The 17,778-nt window shown below is 52.5% G+C and carries 17 protein-coding genes; 13 read left to right on the top strand and 4 right to left on the bottom strand.

Going from position 1 to position 17,778, the window contains the following annotated elements; all coding sequences use genetic code 11:
- The first annotated feature begins 22 nt into the window (after positions 1 to 22).
- The 8 genes from COO92_RS06875 to COO92_RS06835 all read left to right on the top strand — a co-directional run bounded on the left by COO92_RS06875 (position 23) and on the right by COO92_RS06835 (position 9,256).
- A complete protein-coding gene (locus COO92_RS06875) occupies positions 23 to 1,747 on the top strand; it encodes a thiamine pyrophosphate-requiring protein (protein ID WP_101300864.1) in 1,725 nt (574 codons plus the stop codon).
- A gap of 781 nt (positions 1,748 to 2,528) precedes the next feature.
- Positions 2,529 to 2,966: a cupin domain-containing protein gene (locus COO92_RS06865; RefSeq protein WP_101300861.1), complete on the top strand. Its 438-nt coding sequence runs from the start codon at positions 2,529 to 2,531 to the stop codon at positions 2,964 to 2,966.
- Between the two features lie 144 nt (positions 2,967 to 3,110).
- Positions 3,111 to 4,925 (top strand): alpha-amylase family glycosyl hydrolase, encoded by a 1,815-nt coding sequence (locus COO92_RS06860; protein ID WP_101300859.1) that lies wholly within the window; start codon positions 3,111 to 3,113, stop codon positions 4,923 to 4,925.
- Positions 4,926 to 5,032: 107 nt separating this feature from the next.
- The gene (locus COO92_RS06855) at positions 5,033 to 6,256 is read left to right on the top strand and encodes a hypothetical protein (protein WP_133125049.1); all 1,224 of its coding nucleotides are present in this window, start codon (positions 5,033 to 5,035) and stop codon (positions 6,254 to 6,256) included.
- 167 nt (positions 6,257 to 6,423) lie between these two features.
- Positions 6,424 to 7,506, top strand: coding sequence for a hypothetical protein (locus COO92_RS06850; RefSeq protein WP_133125048.1), 1,083 nt, complete (start codon positions 6,424 to 6,426; stop codon positions 7,504 to 7,506).
- A 163-nt stretch (positions 7,507 to 7,669) separates the two neighbouring features.
- Positions 7,670 to 8,143, top strand: coding sequence for a hypothetical protein (locus COO92_RS06845; RefSeq protein WP_101300853.1), 474 nt, complete (start codon positions 7,670 to 7,672; stop codon positions 8,141 to 8,143).
- A gap of 104 nt (positions 8,144 to 8,247) precedes the next feature.
- Positions 8,248 to 8,745 carry a hypothetical protein gene (locus COO92_RS06840; protein WP_101300851.1) on the top strand — a complete coding sequence of 166 codons (498 nt, stop codon included), beginning with the start codon at positions 8,248 to 8,250 and terminating at the stop codon, positions 8,743 to 8,745.
- 10 nt (positions 8,746 to 8,755) lie between these two features.
- Positions 8,756 to 9,256, top strand: coding sequence for a PAS domain-containing protein (locus tag COO92_RS06835; protein ID WP_101300849.1), 501 nt, complete (start codon positions 8,756 to 8,758; stop codon positions 9,254 to 9,256).
- A gap of 7 nt (positions 9,257 to 9,263) precedes the next feature.
- Here the strand turns inward: COO92_RS06835 and COO92_RS06830 are convergent, their stop codons facing one another.
- Complete coding sequence (locus tag COO92_RS06830; RefSeq protein WP_101300848.1) at positions 9,264 to 10,496, bottom strand: glycosyltransferase family protein; 1,233 nt, start codon at positions 10,494 to 10,496, stop codon at positions 9,264 to 9,266.
- A complete protein-coding gene (locus COO92_RS06825; RefSeq protein WP_101300846.1) occupies positions 10,489 to 11,352 on the bottom strand; it encodes an HAD-IIB family hydrolase in 864 nt (287 codons plus the stop codon). The genes COO92_RS06830 and COO92_RS06825 overlap by 8 nt, the downstream gene beginning before the upstream one ends.
- Positions 11,353 to 11,664: 312 nt before the next feature.
- On the opposite strand from COO92_RS06825, the gene COO92_RS06820 reads away from it, so the two are divergent.
- The 4 genes from COO92_RS06820 to COO92_RS06805 all read left to right on the top strand — a co-directional run bounded on the left by COO92_RS06820 (position 11,665) and on the right by COO92_RS06805 (position 14,919).
- Positions 11,665 to 12,486: a substrate-binding periplasmic protein gene (locus COO92_RS06820; RefSeq protein WP_101300844.1), complete on the top strand. Its 822-nt coding sequence runs from the start codon at positions 11,665 to 11,667 to the stop codon at positions 12,484 to 12,486.
- Between the two features lie 222 nt (positions 12,487 to 12,708).
- Positions 12,709 to 13,875, top strand: coding sequence for a 4-hydroxybenzoate 3-monooxygenase (gene pobA, locus COO92_RS06815; protein WP_101300842.1), 1,167 nt, complete (start codon positions 12,709 to 12,711; stop codon positions 13,873 to 13,875).
- 256 nt (positions 13,876 to 14,131) lie between these two features.
- A complete protein-coding gene (locus COO92_RS06810) occupies positions 14,132 to 14,425 on the top strand; it encodes an ElaB/YgaM/YqjD family protein (protein WP_022732526.1) in 294 nt (97 codons plus the stop codon).
- Complete coding sequence (locus COO92_RS06805) at positions 14,422 to 14,919, top strand: hypothetical protein (protein WP_101300840.1); 498 nt, start codon at positions 14,422 to 14,424, stop codon at positions 14,917 to 14,919. The genes COO92_RS06810 and COO92_RS06805 overlap by 4 nt, the downstream gene beginning before the upstream one ends.
- Before the next feature lie 46 nt (positions 14,920 to 14,965).
- Here the strand turns inward: COO92_RS06805 and hpt are convergent, their stop codons facing one another.
- Positions 14,966 to 15,502, bottom strand: coding sequence for a hypoxanthine phosphoribosyltransferase (gene hpt, locus COO92_RS06800; RefSeq protein WP_101300838.1), 537 nt, complete (start codon positions 15,500 to 15,502; stop codon positions 14,966 to 14,968).
- A 206-nt stretch (positions 15,503 to 15,708) separates the two neighbouring features.
- Complete coding sequence (locus tag COO92_RS06795) at positions 15,709 to 16,662, bottom strand: LysR family transcriptional regulator (RefSeq protein WP_101300836.1); 954 nt, start codon at positions 16,660 to 16,662, stop codon at positions 15,709 to 15,711.
- A 137-nt stretch (positions 16,663 to 16,799) separates the two neighbouring features.
- Between COO92_RS06795 and COO92_RS06790 the strand changes: the two genes are divergently transcribed.
- Positions 16,800 to 17,768 (top strand): TAXI family TRAP transporter solute-binding subunit, encoded by a 969-nt coding sequence (locus COO92_RS06790; RefSeq protein WP_101300834.1) that lies wholly within the window; start codon positions 16,800 to 16,802, stop codon positions 17,766 to 17,768.
- The last annotated feature ends 10 nt before the right edge of the window (positions 17,769 to 17,778 follow it).

Here is a 17,778-nt window from a genome sequence, read left to right as displayed (position 1 = left end):
CAATATCGTAAGAAGGCGTCTGATGAAAAACGACATGGACAAAGCTGCGGGCATTACCCTGACCGCCGGTGGGGCGGTTTTGGCGCGGATGAAGGCGATTGGCATTGATTATATCTTTGCCAATTCGGGCACGGATTTCCCGCCGATCATCGAAGGGCTGGCCGAGGCGGCGGCAAAGGACATTGATCTTCCCCATGCGTTGGTGATGCCGCACGAAAATGCGGCGATGGGCATGGCGCATGGCTATTACCTTGCGACGGGCAAGGCGCAGGCGGTGATGGCGCATACCAATGTTGGCTTGGCCAACTGTGCGATTGGCGCGATCAATGCGGCGACCGAACATGTGCCGGTTGTCCTGATGTCGGGCCGAACCCCGGTGATGGAAAAGGGCCGCCTTGGCGCGCGGACGGTGCCGATTGGCTGGGGACAGGAAATGCGCGATCAGGGGGCGATGGTCCGGGAATCGGCCAAATGGGAATATGAACTTAAATTCCCCGAACAGGTGCCTGATGTTGTTGATCGGGCCTATGCGATTGCGTCATCTGTGCCCAAGGGGCCGGTCTATGTCAGCCTGCCGCGTGAAGTTTTGTGTGAACCGTGTCCGGGGGACGCGATTGACGGGCCGCTGCGCCAGCAACCGGTTCAGATTGCCCCGCCGCAGGCCAGTGTTGAGGCGGCGGCAGATATTCTGGCCAAGGCCAAAAACCCGGTTATCATTGCCCAGCGTGGCACGGGGACGGCCGAGGCGTTCGGGCGATTTTCCGATTTGGTCGATCAGTGGGGCATTCCCGTCGTGCAATATTGGGCGATCCAGCTTGCAATCGGCACCGAACATCCGATGTTTGCGGGCATGGACCCCGCCCCGTGGTTAAAGGACGCGGATGCGGTGGTGGTGATTGATTGCCTGGCCCCGTGGTCGCCCGATATTCATGCATTGCGCGATGATTGCAAGGTGGTGCAGGTCGGGCAAAACCCGCTGTATTCCCGGTTCCCGGGGCGGAATTTTGCCGCCGATATTTCATTGGCCGGGGAAACCGGCGATGTGATCATGATGCTGGCCGATGCCATGGATCGTCGGCAGGGTGAGTGCAGTGATGCCTGTGAAGCGCGTCGATCCAAGGTCGCCGCGATCAATGCCGACACCCGCAAAAAAGCCTTGGGCCTGGCCGATTCCGGGGCGGTGGACCCGATGAGCAAGGGCTATGTGTCGCGCTGCTTGTCCGATGCAATCGCCAACCGTCCGGCAACGGTGTTTTCCGAGCTTGGCTGCCCGTTGGAACCCTTGTCGTTGTCCGCACACAGCAGCTGGTTCCAAGAGCCGCATTCGGGCGGGCTTGGTTGGTCGTTCCCGGCAGCGATGGGCTATCAGTTGGCCGATAAGGACAAGCTTGTCCTCGCGACCATGGGCGATGGATCATATATGTTCGCCAACCCGACGGCGTGCCATCAGATTGCCGAGGCGCTGGAGCTGCCGATCCTGATTTTGGTGCTCAATAACAACGAATGGGGGGCAGTGCGCCAGTCGGTCACCGGGATTTATCCCGATGGGTATGCGTCCAAAACCAATGAAATGCCGTTGACGGCGCTTAAACCCAGCCCGGATTTCACCAAGGTCGCCGAGGCCAGCCGTGCCTGGGTTGCCAAGGCCGCGCGCGCCGAGGATTTGCCGGGGATTTTGCGAGACGCGATCAAACACATTGATACCCACCGCACCCATGCGCTGGTGGAAGTGACGATTGCGCCGTAAGTCATTACAGGCGGGCAAACTTTTTGACAGGGCGTCGGGAAACCGGCGCCCTAAGTCGTTGGCACATAAGTTAAATTACTTTAGGTTGAATGTCTGTGGTGCGGGCAGGGGGCTAATAGATGAAATATGCGACGGTAAAGGGTTATGTTCGGCGGTGGAGATTTAGTTCTCGTACAAAACTTATATGCTGTCTTTTCGTCTTTGTTTATTTGATTAGTCCCGTCTTTGCTGGCTTCCTAATTCATGCAAATGTTTTAGAGCATAACGTCGTTTATGATCTGATTTTCGCGAGCGTATTCGTCATTTTCACCTCGATGTCTCCTCGGCGAAGATTGATGCTTCGCATAATTGCGATGCGGCCAAGGATGCGTAGTTGGCAGCGAAGGTCTTGCCCCTGGTGTCACTTCATTTTTTTACATTTTGGATTTGGACTTTTGTTGCTCGTTTACAAAGTCATCGCTCAAAACGGGAAGTATTGGCTTCTTCCATTCGTTGCGCTACTTCTTGCTGCAATCGTGGGACTTATGTTGGTCTTTTGGCGTCCTCTCATTCTTAGGGCTTTGTTCGGCTTTGATAGGCGAACCAAGGTGTTTGGTGTGCTGAAGTGACGTCTATGAGGGTATTTCAGAACCTAAAAATGGTGATCGCGCATTAGGCAGCGAGGCCTCAGACGAAGACACTTCAGACTAAAATTGAGATTTCACAGTGTTTTAAGTGAATTACTGCATATTTATGCGTAGTTTTCTTACAGATTGTAAAAAAAAACAGGCAGTTGGGCAGCATGACGATCACGAATCGCGACAGTTCAGATACCACGAAAACCGGTCATACTGGCCCGGCATCCAAGCCCGCGATTGATGTGCATGACGGGGTGCTATTGCTCGATAGCGGGGTGAACTTTGTCGGGGAGCAGGTGCGCTATCCCAAGGGTGTGGCCAAAATCAAGTCGATGTTGGCGACCATGGCGCCGGGGCAGAAAACCGGCTGGCACAAACATGGTGTTCCGACATATGGATACATCCTTGAAGGGCAAATCACGGTTGATTACGGCGATGTCGGTAAGACGACCTATCATGCTGGTGAAGGTGTGCTTGAAGCCATGGATTACTGGCATGAAGGGATCAATGACGGCGATATACCGGCACGGGTTGTTGTGGTTTTCATGGGGGCCGAAGGGGCGGAAAACGTGATTTACAAGCCAGATTCAGTGTCTGATTAAAATGATATTTCCCAATATGTTAAATGACTTGTGGAATATTTGTGCCTAGTTTGCTAGCACCTTTAAATGCCTGCTTGCATCGCAGGCAAAATCATTATTTCATTGAATTCAAGAATTTTGACTGCCTGCCCTAAAGGAGCCACCATGGATCGTGTTGTCGGAACATCAGGACGGATTGCGTTTGCCAGTGCGATGCGCAACCTGCTTGCGGATGTCTATCCCGGCCATGATCAAGCCGAATTGGTGCGCCGTGTGTTTGAGGTTTTGGGTCTTCCGATTGAGGGCGACGGGCCGGAACCCAGTGAAGAATATTTGCGCAAATGGGATCAGCGCGATGCGTTCCTGATCACCTATGGCGACAGCATTTCACAGGCGGGCAAAAACGGCATCGAAAGCCTTGGCGAATTTCATCAAAAATGGCTGAAAGACTGGTTGACCGGGGTGCATATCCTGCCGTTCCATCCGTTTACGTCCGATGACGGTTTTTCGGTCAGCGATTTTACCAAGCTCCGCCCGGAGCTTGGTACGTGGGATGATGTTTATGCGTTGTCGAAAAACGCGACCGTGATGGCCGATCTTGTCGCCAACCATATTTCCGCATCCCATCCGTGGTATCAGCAGTTTCTGGTCGGGGAAAAGCCGGGGGTCGATTACATCAAGACCGCCAGCCCGGACGATGATTTATCCGACGTTGTCCGCCCGCGCAGCCATGCGTTGCTCAATGACGTTGTCACCAAAGATGGTGAAAAACATGTCTGGTGCACGTTTAGCTATGATCAGGTCGATCTGGATTACGGCAACCCGGATGTTTTCTTTGAAATCCTGAAAATCGTTCTGGAATACCTTAAGCACGGGGTGCGCGTCGTGCGGCTTGATGCCATCGGGTTTATCTGGAAAGAAGCCGGGACGACGTCGATCAATCTGGAGCAAACCCATAAGATCATCAAGGCGTTGCGACTGGCGACGACGGCGGTGCATCCCGATGCGATTTTCATCACCGAGACCAATTTGCCGTTGCTCGAAAACCTGTCGTATTTTGGCAATCAGGACGAAGCGCATCTGATTTATAATTTCTCGCTGCCCCCGGTGATCATTCATGCGCTTTTGAGCGGGCGGAGCGATTATATCCGTAAATGCATCATGGCGATGCCACCGGCACCTGCGGGCTGTACGTTCTTTAACTTTACCGCCAGCCATGATGGCATTGGCTTGCGCCCGGCCGAAAACCTGATCCCGGATGCAGATATCGACGGGCTTAAAGATCATGCGGTCAGGATGGGCGGGCAGGTGAGTTACCGTGCACTTAAGGGCGGCGGGCAGAAGCCTTATGAGCTTAATGTCACGCTTTATAGCATGCTGGCGGAAAACTTCGCCGGTGAGGCGACCATGGGGCTGGAACGGTTTGTTATGAGTCAGGCGATTGCCATGTCGCTTGAAGGCATTCCCGCGATTTACGTTCAGACCATTCTGGCGACCGAAAATGATCAAGGGGCGTTTGAGGAAACCGGCATTCCGCGCCGCCTTAATCGCAAGGTCTGGCAGCTGGAAGATGCGGAAAAGGTTCTTAGCGACGAGGGACCTGCAAAATCGGCATTTGATCAATTGCGCGCCTTGATGTCGATCCGCATGGGCCAACCGGCATTCCATCCCAATGCGACGCAATATACGCTCAACCTTGGCCCGGATTTGCTGGGTGTGTGGCGTCAGTCGCATTTGAATGAGCAGAGCATTTTCTGTGTGTTTAACCTGACCGAGCGGCCACAGAACCTTGATCTGTCAAAGATCAATCTGATCATGACCGAGGGCTGGCAGGATTTGATCACTCAACAAGTGATCGAGGATTATGATGGGATCATGACGCTCGCACCCTATCAGATTGTCTGGATTTCCAATCTGGATGGCCGTAACCGCACCGAAAGCCGTTTGTTGCAGCGATATCGGGATGCGATGCCGGTTTGATTCATCATTCGCACTTTAGGCTATCAAGGTAAGTTTTTGTTCGTCTGATGCGGATTGGGTTTGTTGGTCTTGGGCCGCCGAACATAAAAATACTTCGAGGTAGGTTGATGCGAGCGATATGGTTTTTTTCGTTTTTTTTGAGTTCCGTAGCTTCTTTTTCGGTCGGTCAGGCTGCGCCAAATAAAGTGCTTCTCGGTGTTGCTTCCTCTACCATTGTGCCTGTTGAGCAATCTTTTGGCGGTGGGGGTGATATAGTCGGGCAGGGTCTTTCGGAACCGAGCGTTCTTTTAGCGCAAAACGATTCATCAAAAACATATAGCGGTCACTTCGGTGGGAGAGAGAAACTTCGCGACCATCTAATGGAAGTGCTGCAGAACGTTTGCTTTCCAAACATCGGGTCTGGAGAGGTTATAGATGCGGCGGCCGTTGAGTATTCGAATGGCGAACCGTTTTTCAGCGAGACTGTGATTGCAGGTGATGTCGTTAAAACCAAGTTCTATCCAATCAAACTTGATAATGAGGATACGGCTTGGGTAACCAATGCAGGAGGACGAGCTTGTGGTCTGGCTACCAATCGATCTCTGAGAATGCCACAACATATCCGTCGTGAACTGGATGTCACGATGGAAGAAAAGGTTTCGGAGCTGTTTAACTATGATGATGTTGAGTTGACGTATGGCTCATCAGAAAAGATTCGGCTGCCAATTCGTCAGTACAGTATGGTTGCCGGGCAAAATGACCGAATTGATTTTATCGATTTTCTTGCGCCCGACGTGTCTCTTGCAGATCGCAAATTAACCTACAAGATATTTGACCGTGTGAGCATCAAGGGAGATCAGTTATCAATCGTTCAAGATGGCATGATGTTCGAAGTCATACAAAGTGTGTGTGCGAATGATGTTGGAAACCCAAAACAAATTCTTGAGAAGGCGGCCCAACTAACTGGCGAGAAGGTGTATACCGGAGCTGATAGTGAGTTCACCGCGTATGGTCTTACGCTCAAGACGTATCCTTTGGAAACTATGAAGGCCGCTACGAGTTCTTTTCTGTCTTTAACCGAAGATGGAGATGCATGTGGCTATTGGGAGATAGGTTCACCCGCCGGACTAAGGGATTTGTTTGGTAATTTTGATATCGTTGAAATCGAAGACTATGAGGCGGATAAATCTTGGGCGCGATTAGGGTATTTTCCCATTACAAACTTAGCTGTCATCGAGAGTTTCTCTGAAGATGATGTCGGGGCAATGCATCGTATCTTGTACTTAAGTCACGATGCTTACGAGCGTATCGCGTTACAGAACAAACCTGTAATACCATGGAAAACAAACTAATAAAGTTGAGAAAACTTCTTTGTGTTTAATCTAGTGGAGCCGCGATGGCGGTTTAGCCGACGTTTGGCATTTCCCGTGAGGGCATTTGGTCTTTGCAATCTGAAGTCGATATGGTTTGCTTGATGTGTCTTTTTAAGTAAATCAATCATTCTGTCAGGGGGCTGGAGATGCGCATTTCGAGGGGAATTGTCGCTTCGTTACTGGTTTTGGCCGGGTGCCAGACAACAGGTGGTAGCGATTCTGCAAGAATGCGTGCCCAGAATGCGCAAAAAGACTTTTTACTCAACGCGATGAGTGACGTATGCGTTGCCAATCTGGGTGATGAAACGGCAATTGATGCCGCCGCGCGTAAAATCAGCATTAAGGACCCCAGTACCGAAGATGCTTACATCGGCATCAAACAGGTAACTGCGACCATTTATCCAATAGGTTTGAATGGCCGGTTTGCGGGGGTTATCGCACAAAGAGCGGGCGAGACTTGCGGCGTTATAACCGTGCGTTCGATCAATTTCCCTGACACCTTGGCAACTACATATGATCTTGAGATGGAAGATATGCAGCTGTCATCCGATTTCGTGAAAATGAAGGATCTTTATTACGGGTTTAGCAACGATCTGAACCTTCCTGTTAAGCAGTTCGTGCAAATTACGGATGATGGGAAATCGCTTGATGCGGTTGAGTTTATGACACCGACAGCATTTCGAGCAGAAAGTGAGTTATCTGCCAACGTTATTGGTATGCTTAAGAAGCAAAATGCCAATCCTGATGTCGAGGAAAAGGATATTTTCTTACAGGTGCTTGATGACGTGTGTCTGCCCAACATTGGTGATTTGGCAAAAATCACGAAGGCAGCAGAGCGGCTCTCAGGTGTATCGGGTATTAAGGTCAACGACCCAAGGACCAAGCCATTTGCCGATGAATTACTGCTTTATTTTCTGTCTTTGAAACCTGACGGTGAAGTAACTTTTATTGGTATATCTGATGATGCATCTTTGTGCGGTTACTGGGCTGTTAATCTGGCGGGTAAAAGTCAAGACGTCTTCAAGCATTATGATCTTGTGCGGATAGAGTCCGGCATGGTGGAAGCAGGCTTTGTTGAACTTGGTTTTAGTGCAGAGGAAAACCTTGCTGTTTTTCAGGTTGCGACCGAGAGCGAAGAACAAACCGTCTATGCGACTGCGCTGATGAAACGTAAAGCCTATTCGGAGTTGAAGTTTCCCAATCTGCCTCAGTTGCCTTGGGATCTGTGACGATAGAGGTGTTGCGTCATCGTTTTCTTTTGGTTGGGCTGTGCAGATTGAAATCATTACATCATGATTTACCGGTATAGGTACTAATCCCGATTGCGCGGTTAGGAGGGGTTCGTGTACCCCTCTTTTACTTGGTTTGAGATACTAAAGGACAGAATGCGCGATGGCGTATGCGCAGGAAACCCGTCTGAACAATTTGCCCGAAGATGTGCCTGATCGTGTGCGCAAATTGTTCGACGTGTGGCGGGCCGCGACATGGGCGAATGCACTTCCCGACCGAAAAGATCTTAGCAGCGACACCCTTGCGCCGTGGATCAATGATATTGGCATTTATGAGTATTTCCCCGAGCGGCGTGACTTTGTTGTCCGGATTGATGCGCCAAACATGATTGCGGCGAGTGGCGAGAATTATCAGGGGTGTTCACCGCACCAGATTGATCATGATTTTGGCACGCGGGTGCATGCCACGCTTCTTGATGTCATCGACAGCAGGCAGCCGGCATTCCATATTATCGGGGTGGAGCGAAAAGTTTGGGAAGAATGGGTTCGGCTGTTGTTGCCGGTGCAAACACGTGACCGTGCAGGGCAGCGGATCCTTCAGGTACTTGTTGCCCATTTTTTCTATCGTGGGCGTTAAGTTTTCGTGTTGAAAAGTCCCCTATTTTGCGTGCATGCACTTGTTCTTAAGTAGCGGCTTACCCACTTATTTTTGTGGGAGAAATTTTTGCTTGGCGGCACAGAATGCTGGAATCAACGGACGTTGAACTGTCGGGCCTTCCGGACGATATCGACAAGTCAATTATTTGCTTTGTCGATACGTGGCGCGATGCCTGTGCGCAGATGGAAAATGGCGCACTTCCGACGCGCAAGGTTTTAAGTGCGGAACGGTTGCGTCAGTGGCGCGATGATATTTGCATTTATGAGTATCAGCCGGTCAGAGAAGATTTTCTGGTGCGGATTGACGCGCCGTCAATCGTAGCGAACAACGGCGAAAGTTTTCAAAACAGCACGCCGCGCGAAATTGATCTTAAATACGGGACCTGCTTGATGGCGGCCTTGCTTAAGACCATGCGTCAAAAAAAGCCGACATTCCATTATGTACGTATTGTCAGTGCTTCTGGTGAACCACGGCAGTGGCTTCGGGTTTTGTTGCCGGTGCAAACCTTTGACCGGTTCGGCGATCCGATTGATCAAATCCTTGGTGTGCGGTTTGCGTATGAACCAATGCATTGCATTTGAAAGTTAAAGAATGGCAACGCAACATACGATTCAGGCCAAGGAATTTGCAAAGGAAGCCTTACCGCAAGATGCCCCGGCCGAGGCATATGGGTTGCTGGCGCTTTGGCAGCAATATGCCGGGCAGGGTGAGGGGGGCTTGCCAACCCGCGATGATTTCACCCCGGAAACGCTTGCGCCATGGATCGAGGACATCAGCATTTATGAATATCAAGCCGACAAGGATGATTTTCAGATTTTGCTGGAAGGGGAGAACATCATTGCGCTGACCGGTGAAGACTGGCGCGGTGCCTATGCCCGCGAAATTGATTTTCACTATTCAACGTCTTTGCACGCGTCGATGTCACTGGCACGAACCACAGCCCAGCCGCAAATTCACATGTTACAGATTTTCCAGAAAGACTGGCGCAACGGCGTTCGGCTGTTGTTGCCGATTACGCGCAAGCACATTGGCGAGGAAGATCGGCTTCAAATCTTCCTCGCCATTTTTCCGATGCGCGATTTGATGTCCTGAATACGGCTTAGGGTTTGCCGATATCCATGTCATTGAGGTCATCTTCGACTGCTGCTGAAAGATGTTCGAAAATGTCGCCCATGGCACTTTCAACGCGCTGCCAGCTTGGAATGAAGGGGCTTTCGAGCGGGTTTTCAAGATAGTGCTGACCGGCACTGATGATGACTTCGGACAAGACCTCGACACATTTTTCTTCTTCGTCGCGGTTGATCTTAAGACCGTTAAACATGGCGTCGGCCCGGTATTGTTCGATCAGATCAAGCGCCATGCGGTAATAGGTTGCCTTGAGTGTTCTGAAGGTTTCGTGCGAGAAAATCGTGCCCTGTGTGGCCAATTTCCGAAACAGCGATTTGGCAATGTCGCTTGCCATGCGCGACAGGCCGTCATCCTTTTCGGCGGGGTCAAAATCGCGGTGCTTATGATCATAAATATCGGCGATATCGACCTGGGCCAGGCGGTGGACCGTATGGTTGCGATACATTTCCGAGAGCATGGAAACTTCGAGCCCCCAATCGGATGCGACGCGCAGGCCATAGGCAACATCGGTGCGAATGGCGATTTCGCCCGACAGCGAATAGCGAAATGAGTCCATGTAATTAAGGAAATCGGTTTTGCCGACAACCTGTTTAAGCGCGCGGATCAGCGGGGTGACAAACAGACGGCAGACCCGGCCCTTGAGCGTGCCATTGGCAACGCGGGCGTAATAGCCCTTGGCAAAGGCGAAGTTAAACGCCGGATTGGCAATCGGGTACATCAGTTTGGCCGGAAGATCCGGGGTATAGGTCGCGATGTCGCAATCATGAATGCCAATGACGGAACTGCGGCCCGATGCCAGTGTATAGCCCATGCAGTACCAGACATTGCGGCCCTTGCCCGGTTCATAGCGCGCCAGATCAAATTCGGCCAGCCGGTCATGCACGCCGCGCAGGCGCGGGCCATCATTCCACAGAATGCGCACATGTTGCGGCAGGTCTTTGAAAAATTCGCGCGCATGGAGGTATTGCTGCGCATTGGCGCGGTCCAGACCAACGACAATCTGATCGATATAGGTGGCCTGTTTAAGCCCCTCGACGATTGTGGTCATGGCCGGGGTTTCAAGTTCGGAATAGAGGCACGGCAGGATCAGGGTTTGACGCCGTTGCCGGGCAAAGGCGCTCATTTCATAGGCGAGTTCTTCGGGGTTGCGGTCAAGAATGCGGTGCAGGGTCGTGATCGGGCCGCCCTGATGGAAATCAGCCATGAAGTACCTCGCTTTTCTTATTGGTATTGATGATTTGATCAAGAATGGACTGCAGCGCGGCGTTCCAGCCTTCCGGGCCGGGATAGGGCGCAATCCGAAGGTCGGAATGTGTCAAAAGCGGTTCGGAGCGGATGCCGCGCTTGGGTGGGATTTGTACCGCAATATCGGCCGCGGCCAGCATCGGGATGTCATTGGCGGAATCACCCAGCGCAATTGTGGTGATGGCGGTTTTGGTGGCGTGGGTGTCTCCGGCGCCATCTCCATCGCCAGCACCCAGTCTTCCCGAGACGACAAGGCGTTCAAGCATTCGTTTCATCGCGGCCCCCTTGTTTGACGGGCCACACAGGGTATGGAACCGACCGCCTTTGACCAGTTTTAGCGAAAATTGGCTGGCGATGTCAGTCGCGATTTCAATGTCCTGTTCGCTTGGTTGCCAGATCAACGGGTCGGAGCAATGGCGTTGCCCGGCCCGGATGGCATCATCAAGCGTCAGTCCGGTTTCTGTCGCAATCATTTCTGGCGGGACGGTGCGAAAGCTGCCCAATGGGACATTCACGGCGGCGATGATTGCGTCGCGGGCGGAATCAATGGTTTGCGATGATGGACCGGGTTGTTCAACTTCGCCATCCAGTGAGATGACCCCGCCATTTTCGCCAATCAAGCCGTCAAACAGGCCGTAATTCATCTGAATATGGTCAAGTTCGGCAAGGGTTTTTGACGACACGGCGATCAAGGGGATCGAGAGCGATCTTATGCGTTCTATGGCCGGGCGGGCCGCATCCCAGCGATAGTCGTCATGATCAAGCAGGGTGCCGTCAAGATCGGTAAAGATGGCGATGGTGCGTGTTTGTTGCATCGTCCCGTTCTGTTGCGGTTTTTTCAAACTGTCGGGTGACCGTTAACGGACGGTCAGAAAGAGAGCTTAGCACAGCGATTGTGGCAGGGCGACAGTCGCAAGGTTAAATTTTATGCAAGATGTTGTTTTGATGAAAAATAATGCGTATTGCGATGGGGCGCATGTGTTGGCATGGTGGTTCTGCTGGCTTTAAAATGCCCAGACCAAGACCCATATGTTTTATAAGATCCATCCATATCATGAGGTGTCAAGACGGTGCAGGCCACACCCAGTCGGGGCGGAGATAAATGCCATAACAGTTGGGGACCATTGATGATGTTGAGACGCTGGCTTCTGGCTGTCGTGATGTGTGCCGGGAGCCTTTGCAGTGCGACACAGGGTGTTCGCGCCGAAGATGGCAAGCCTGCGTCCGCCTTGGCGTCTGAGGTTGTTTTCGCTGTGGGGGAATGGGCCCCGATGATTGGCGAAAATATCGAAAATTTCGGTATTCATTCCAAGCGGGTGATGGATGTTTTCAGGGCCATGGGATATCGGGTTCGTCTTGAATTCCTGCCGTGGCAGCGTGCGTCTGAGCAGACCCGGCAAGGCGATTATGTCGGGACATTTTCATGGCTGTCGACGGCGGACCGGGCCGAGGCGTTTTACATTCCCGATCACCCGATTGCGCGCGCCTATCAAAAGGTGTTTTACAAAAAATCACGGTTTCCAGGCGGGTTGGATATTTCATCCCTTCGCGATATCGCGACACTTGGCCTGCGTCCGGTTGGCGTGGGGTCTTATTGGTATGAGCAAGCCTATCAACGGCTGGGGATTGATGCCGATATCGTCACCAACCCGGAATCCGCGTGGCGGTTCCTCAATGCCGGGCGGGCGGATGTCTTTGTTGAAGAAGAACAAGTCGGGCGTTCGGATATGGTGGAGTTCCTTGGGGCAGAGGCCGCCACGCTTTACGGTGCGTCAGAACCGATAAAAACAGACGACATGTTTATCCTGTTTTCACGGCAACATCCTGATGGCAAACGGCTTTGGGAAGAATTCGACCGTTATATGGCGTCCGATCAGGGGCTGGAACTGTGCCAGAAATGGCATGCATGTCTTGCGTCAGTGCCGACCCCATCAACAGGCGACAGATGACCGGTTGGTGATGTTGTGTTGCAAATCGGGACGTTGGTCCGGTGTGAAACCATTTTGGCTGTGACGTATAACTTCGGCGTCATAGATGTTCGATTTGTCCAATTATTATCCCGGTTTGTCCATTCTGCCCGCTGGCCAACAGGCGTAGTATTTCCGCAATAGAATTGTTCTTGTTCCATTCAAGCAGGAACAGAAAAACAATGATCTTGTGAGGAAATCGCCATGCATGTTCCTGTTATCATTATCGGGTCCGGCCCGGCCGGGTTGCTGTTGTCGCATCTGTTGCATGTGCAGGGCATTTCATCGGTGATCCTTGAACGCAAAAGCCGCGACTATGTCGAAGGCCGCATTCGTGCGGGCGTTCTGGAAATGGGGACGGTTGGCCTGATGGAACGGGTTGGCGTTGATGCGCGGATGAAAAAAGAAGGCATCATCCACGGCGGCATTTACATCAGCCTGAACGGCAAGCGCACCCATGTGAACATCGAAGAACTGACCGGTGGGTCAACGGTGATGGTCTATGGCCAGACCGAAGTCACCAAGGACCTGATTGCCGCACGCCTTGCCCATGGCGGCGAGATTGTTTTTGAAGCAGAAGACGTCAGCCTGCAGGATATCGACGGCGACAAGCCGTGTGTCCGGTACGTTAAAGACGGCAATATGGTCGAGATGACGTGTGATTACGTTGCGGCGTGCGACGGGTTCCATGGTGTTGGCCGCAAAACGATGCCGGGTGTGAAAGAGCTTGAAAAAGTTTATCCGTTTGGCTGGCTGGGTATTCTGGCGCATGCTAAACCGGTGGCCGATGAGCTGATCTATGCCAAGCATGACCGTGGGTTTGCGCTGTGTTCGATGCGATCAGAAACGGTGGTGCGCCATTATGTGCAGGTGCCAAGTTCTGACAAGATCGAAGACTGGTCCGATGACCGTTTCTGGGACGAGCTGCGCACCCGGCTTGGCGAAGAAGACGCCGAACTGGTCAATGAGGGGGAGGTGTTTGAAAAAAGCATCGCGCCACTGCGCAGCTTTGTCGCCGAACCGATGCAACACGGGCGGCTTTTCCTTGCGGGTGATGCGGCCCATATCGTGCCGCCAACCGGGGCCAAGGGGCTGAACCTGGCGGCGAGTGACGTGCATTACCTGTCAGAAGCGCTGATTGCGAAATACAAGAACAATCGATCTGATCTGCTTGATACCTATTCCGATACGGCTTTAGCACGTGTCTGGAAGGCAGAGCGGTTTTCGTGGTGGATGACCTCGATGCTGCATACCTTTGATGATCATAACCAGTTTGAAGGCCGCATTCGTGAGGCCGAATTACAATATATCCTGTCGTCAAAAGCAGGATTAACCACCCTGTCGGAAAATTACGTTGGTTTGCCTTACTGACCCAACGTAACGGGGATACCCACCCCCGAGGGGCATTCATATGCTCCATTCCGCCCAGAATTTCCGATAGGGAACAACGGCCCGCCTCCCACGCGGGCCGTTTTGTCATTGTATGGCGCGGATTTCTGCGTGATTGATGAAATGTACAGGCCGGTTTTCATCATTGCCCACAAAATATCACAATTCAGTGTGGAACTGATTGGCGGGCTAGCACGTTAGGTGTGTGTTGCTGTTTTCAAGACAACAGGAGAAAACCATGGTGACCAAGACCGAGACGACTGCTGAGAATGCCAAACTTCAGGCCGATGTCGATGCACTTCGCAAAGATCTGGCTGAAGTGACCAAGACCCTGAAGACGATGGGGAGCGATGCGGCACATAGCCGAACGCAGGCCGCAGCAGAACGCATCCGCGAGGTGTCCGGTCAGGCGCGTGACCAGTTTGATCATGCGCGCGACGCAGCCGTGGATCATGTCCGCGACCGTCCGCTGGCCTCTGTCGCACTGACATTTGGTGTGGGCATGCTGATTGGTCGTCTGCTTCAGAAATGATCGATCAGTTAATTGATAAACTGACCGATCTGATAACTGATCTGGCAAAGGCCGCAGCCGCAAGGCTTGCGGTTTTTGCCGTGATCGGGCTTACCTTTCTGATCGGGATCGGCTTTTTGCTGGCAGCGGCCTTTATGGCCGTGGCGGCAAAATTTGGTGCGATTGCCGCAGCCGTTGCCTTTGGCGGCGGTTTGATCGTCATCGCACTGGTCGGGCTTGCGATTATGGCGCAACGCGATCCGGGTGAAGGCATTGCCAAACAGACAGCCGACGCACCGCAAAAAGCGGGGCGCACCGAAGACGACGTGTTGTTTGATCTTTTGCTCCATGCGGCGACAACCGGCTTTGCGACCGGGCAGGGCAACAAGCCCCACATGCAAACCGGGTTCGATCAGATGATGACGGATCTGGAGGCGCTGGGCGTGTTTGACAGGCCAATGTCCAAGCCGGTGCAAGATACCGACCCGGATGAAGATACAAAAACGGCGGGATAGCATCAGCTTCCCGCCATTTTTTTAAGTCTTTGGACGTTCTTCCGGCTTATTCGCCGTGGAAATGCACCGTGCCGATATAGGGCAGGTTGCGGTTGTTCTGGGCATAGTCAATGCCATAGCCAACCACGAATTCATCGGGAATATCAAAACCACAGAAGCCAATCGGAATTTCGACTTCGCGGCGCGACGGCTTATTCAAAAGCGTGCAGATTTCCAGACGGTTGGGATCGCGGGTATTGAGCAGGCGGACAACTTCGGAAAGCGTATAGCCGGTATCAATGATGTCTTCGACCAGAAGCACATCCTTGCCCCGGATTTGACCATCAAGATCCTTGATGATGCGCACATTGCGCGAGCTTTCGGTGCTGTCGCCATAACTTGACGCGACCATGAAATCAACTTCGACCGGGACGGTCAGTTTGCGGGCCAGATCGGCAATGAAAACAAAAGACCCGCGCAACAAGCCAACAACAATCAGCTTTTCGGTGTCTTTGAAGCTTTCATTGATCCGGGCGGCAAGTGCATCAATCTTGGTGGCAATTTCGTCCGCCGTTATCAGCGGCTTGACATCGTAATCGGCCATAAATTCCGGTCCTGAAGCGTTATGATATGGTGTGCTGCTTGCTAGCATAGGGAGCGGCCCTTGACCAGCCTTTGAATGGTAACAAAAGCATAATCATCAAAGAACGTGGATCGGGTCGCCTTTGGGTTGTGGCCCGACAGGCAAACATCCATTCACCTGAATGTCAAAACAGTGCGGTGATGTGGGCTTCCACATTGCGGGTACTGCTATGATGTTGGCGATAAAATGGTGTTTTCAATGGTCGAGTTGGGGGCCAGGGCGCTTAGATTACGGCTTCGGACCAGATTGAGGAAGGCTTGTGCGGCCGGTGGCAGCGTCCGGCCTGATCGCCAGATCAAGCCAATTTGACGCAGCAGAACCGGGCTTTCAAGCGGCCTGAAGATCAGGGGTGACCGACCAAGGACCGGCAAGGTCAAGGAAGGCAGTGCGGTGATGCATAGACCCTGTGACACAAGCGCACCGGCAGTGGCCAGATGGGCGACCTCAAACCGGGGGTGAAACAGCAGGTTATTCTGGGCACAGGCCGCATCAATCAATGCGCGCACACTTGTTTCGCGTGACATTGCGACCATCGGCTGTGAGAGGATTTCTTCCCAGTGGTAGGTGCGGTTTTCTTTTAGAAAGCTGTCGGGCGCGCCGACGGCAATGAACTTGTCGCTGAGAAGGCGCTGAAATGAAAGATTGTCACTGTTTTCAACCACACCGGCGGTAAAGCCAAGGTCGGCCCGGCCCATTTCAACTTCACGCAGGACACCTTCGGACAACATGTCGTTGAGTTGGACATCGACATTGGGGTGGGCATCCATAAAGTCGGAAATCAAGGGCGGCAAAAGTCCGGCGGTCACAGACGGCAATCCCGCAATTGTCAGTTTTCCACGTCGGGTATTGAGATAGGTGTCGAACTCTGCCAGAGCAGATTCTGTGGTGTTTAGGACACGTTCGGCGAGCCTGAGGAAGGTTTGGCCCTGATCGGTAAGGGCAACATTTCGGGTATCGCGGTCAAACAGACGTGCCTGCGTGCGGTCTTCAAGGCGACTGATCTGTCGGCTGAGCGTTGAGCCAGAAACACCAAGACGTTGAGCGGCCTGACGAAAACTGCCGGTTTCTGCCAAAATGCAGAAAGAGCGGAGTTCGTCTGTATCAAGATTGATGCGTTTCATGCATCAATTATCTCACTATTTGATCTTCCTGCAATAAAAAATCTGATCCACACTTTCTGTCCGCCAAGAATAACGAATGTATAAAGTCGCTGGCGGGACGTAAAACATGCCTGAACAGGCATAGGGAGGAATACACTATGAAAATTGCCAAGTTTGCTTTGGCGAGTGCGCTCGCCTTTGGTCTTTCGCTGCCGGCTTTTGCGCAGGAAAAGTTGCTGATTGGTTCAACCTCGGCGTCTTCGTCGCATTACGGGTATTTTGTTTCTGTTGCCAAACTGGTCAACGATGCAGACAACGGCATTGAAGCATCGGTTGTTGAAACGGGTGCGACGATGGATAACCTGCGCCGGATCGAGCGCAATCAGATTGATCTTGGACTGGTTACCACCAACGTTGCGCAGCATGCCCATGCAGGTGCAAAGGGTTTCGATGGTAAACCGATGGCCGGTCTGGGCCTGCTTTGGGTATATACCGGCGCACCGCAGAACGTCATTGTGCGCGACGATGCCGGTATTAACAGTCTTGCCGATCTTTCCGGTCAGCGGTTTAATCCGGGGATCAAGGGATCAGCCACGGAAAGTACGACCGAAGCTGTTTTCGAAGCACTTGATCTGACGTCTGACTATGTCCGTGGGTCAACCACCGACGTCGTTGACATGATCAAGGATAACCGCGTGACCGGGTACGTTAAATCGGGTGCGGGTCTTAAGCTTGACAGTTCAACCCTTGATATTGCGACCTTTACCCCGATCAAGGTTCTGAGCCTGACCGATGCACAGAAACAGACCCTGATCGAGAAGATGCCCGATGTTTCGGTGGTGGATATTCCCGAAGGTGCTTCAGACGGCATTCCGGCGTATTCGACCTGGAGCTTTGGCGTTGGCGTTGGTGCGGGGGCGAACCTGTCAGAAGATGCGGCCTATAAGATCGTTGAAGCTGTCATGGCCGATACCGAGGTTCAGGGGGCTGCCATGGCAAGTGTGAAGGGTGTCAATCTGGCCGAGTTGACTTTGCAGTATGCGACCATTCCGCTGCATCCGGGGGCCGCAAAATGGTTCCGCGAAAACGGCTATGACATCCCGGCCAATCTCGACCCGAGCAAATAATAAGAAACCA

This window comes from Thalassospira lohafexi (assembly GCF_002844275.1).
In the GTDB taxonomy this organism is placed as follows: domain Bacteria; phylum Pseudomonadota; class Alphaproteobacteria; order Rhodospirillales; family Thalassospiraceae; genus Thalassospira; species Thalassospira lohafexi.
Note: the sequence above shows the minus strand (reverse complement) of the source record. Positions and strands in the feature narration are given on the sequence as shown.

What these genes read in the sequence shown, in the direction of transcription:
- COO92_RS06850 (WP_133125048.1), top strand. Translation starts at nt 6,424, where the DNA reads ATGCGCATTTCGAGGGGAATTGTCGCTTCGTTACTGGTTTTGGCCGGG.
- COO92_RS06840 (WP_101300851.1), top strand. Translation starts at nt 8,248, where the DNA reads ATGCTGGAATCAACGGACGTTGAACTGTCGGGCCTTCCGGACGATATC.
- COO92_RS06845 (WP_101300853.1), top strand. Translation starts at nt 7,670, where the DNA reads ATGGCGTATGCGCAGGAAACCCGTCTGAACAATTTGCCCGAAGATGTG.
- COO92_RS06860 (WP_101300859.1), top strand. Translation starts at nt 3,111, where the DNA reads ATGGATCGTGTTGTCGGAACATCAGGACGGATTGCGTTTGCCAGTGCG.
- pobA (WP_101300842.1), top strand. Translation starts at nt 12,709, where the DNA reads ATGCATGTTCCTGTTATCATTATCGGGTCCGGCCCGGCCGGGTTGCTG.
- COO92_RS06810 (WP_022732526.1), top strand. Translation starts at nt 14,132, where the DNA reads ATGGTGACCAAGACCGAGACGACTGCTGAGAATGCCAAACTTCAGGCC.
- COO92_RS06795 (WP_101300836.1), bottom strand. Translation starts at nt 16,662, where the DNA reads ATGAAACGCATCAATCTTGATACAGACGAACTCCGCTCTTTCTGCATT.
- COO92_RS06835 (WP_101300849.1), top strand. Translation starts at nt 8,756, where the DNA reads ATGGCAACGCAACATACGATTCAGGCCAAGGAATTTGCAAAGGAAGCC.
- COO92_RS06825 (WP_101300846.1), bottom strand. Translation starts at nt 11,352, where the DNA reads ATGCAACAAACACGCACCATCGCCATCTTTACCGATCTTGACGGCACC.
- COO92_RS06855 (WP_133125049.1), top strand. Translation starts at nt 5,033, where the DNA reads ATGCGAGCGATATGGTTTTTTTCGTTTTTTTTGAGTTCCGTAGCTTCT.
- COO92_RS06865 (WP_101300861.1), top strand. Translation starts at nt 2,529, where the DNA reads ATGACGATCACGAATCGCGACAGTTCAGATACCACGAAAACCGGTCAT.
- COO92_RS06875 (WP_101300864.1), top strand. Translation starts at nt 23, where the DNA reads ATGAAAAACGACATGGACAAAGCTGCGGGCATTACCCTGACCGCCGGT.
- COO92_RS06805 (WP_101300840.1), top strand. Translation starts at nt 14,422, where the DNA reads ATGATCGATCAGTTAATTGATAAACTGACCGATCTGATAACTGATCTG.
- COO92_RS06790 (WP_101300834.1), top strand. Translation starts at nt 16,800, where the DNA reads ATGAAAATTGCCAAGTTTGCTTTGGCGAGTGCGCTCGCCTTTGGTCTT.
- hpt (WP_101300838.1), bottom strand. Translation starts at nt 15,502, where the DNA reads ATGGCCGATTACGATGTCAAGCCGCTGATAACGGCGGACGAAATTGCC.
- COO92_RS06830 (WP_101300848.1), bottom strand. Translation starts at nt 10,496, where the DNA reads ATGGCTGATTTCCATCAGGGCGGCCCGATCACGACCCTGCACCGCATT.
- COO92_RS06820 (WP_101300844.1), top strand. Translation starts at nt 11,665, where the DNA reads ATGATGTTGAGACGCTGGCTTCTGGCTGTCGTGATGTGTGCCGGGAGC.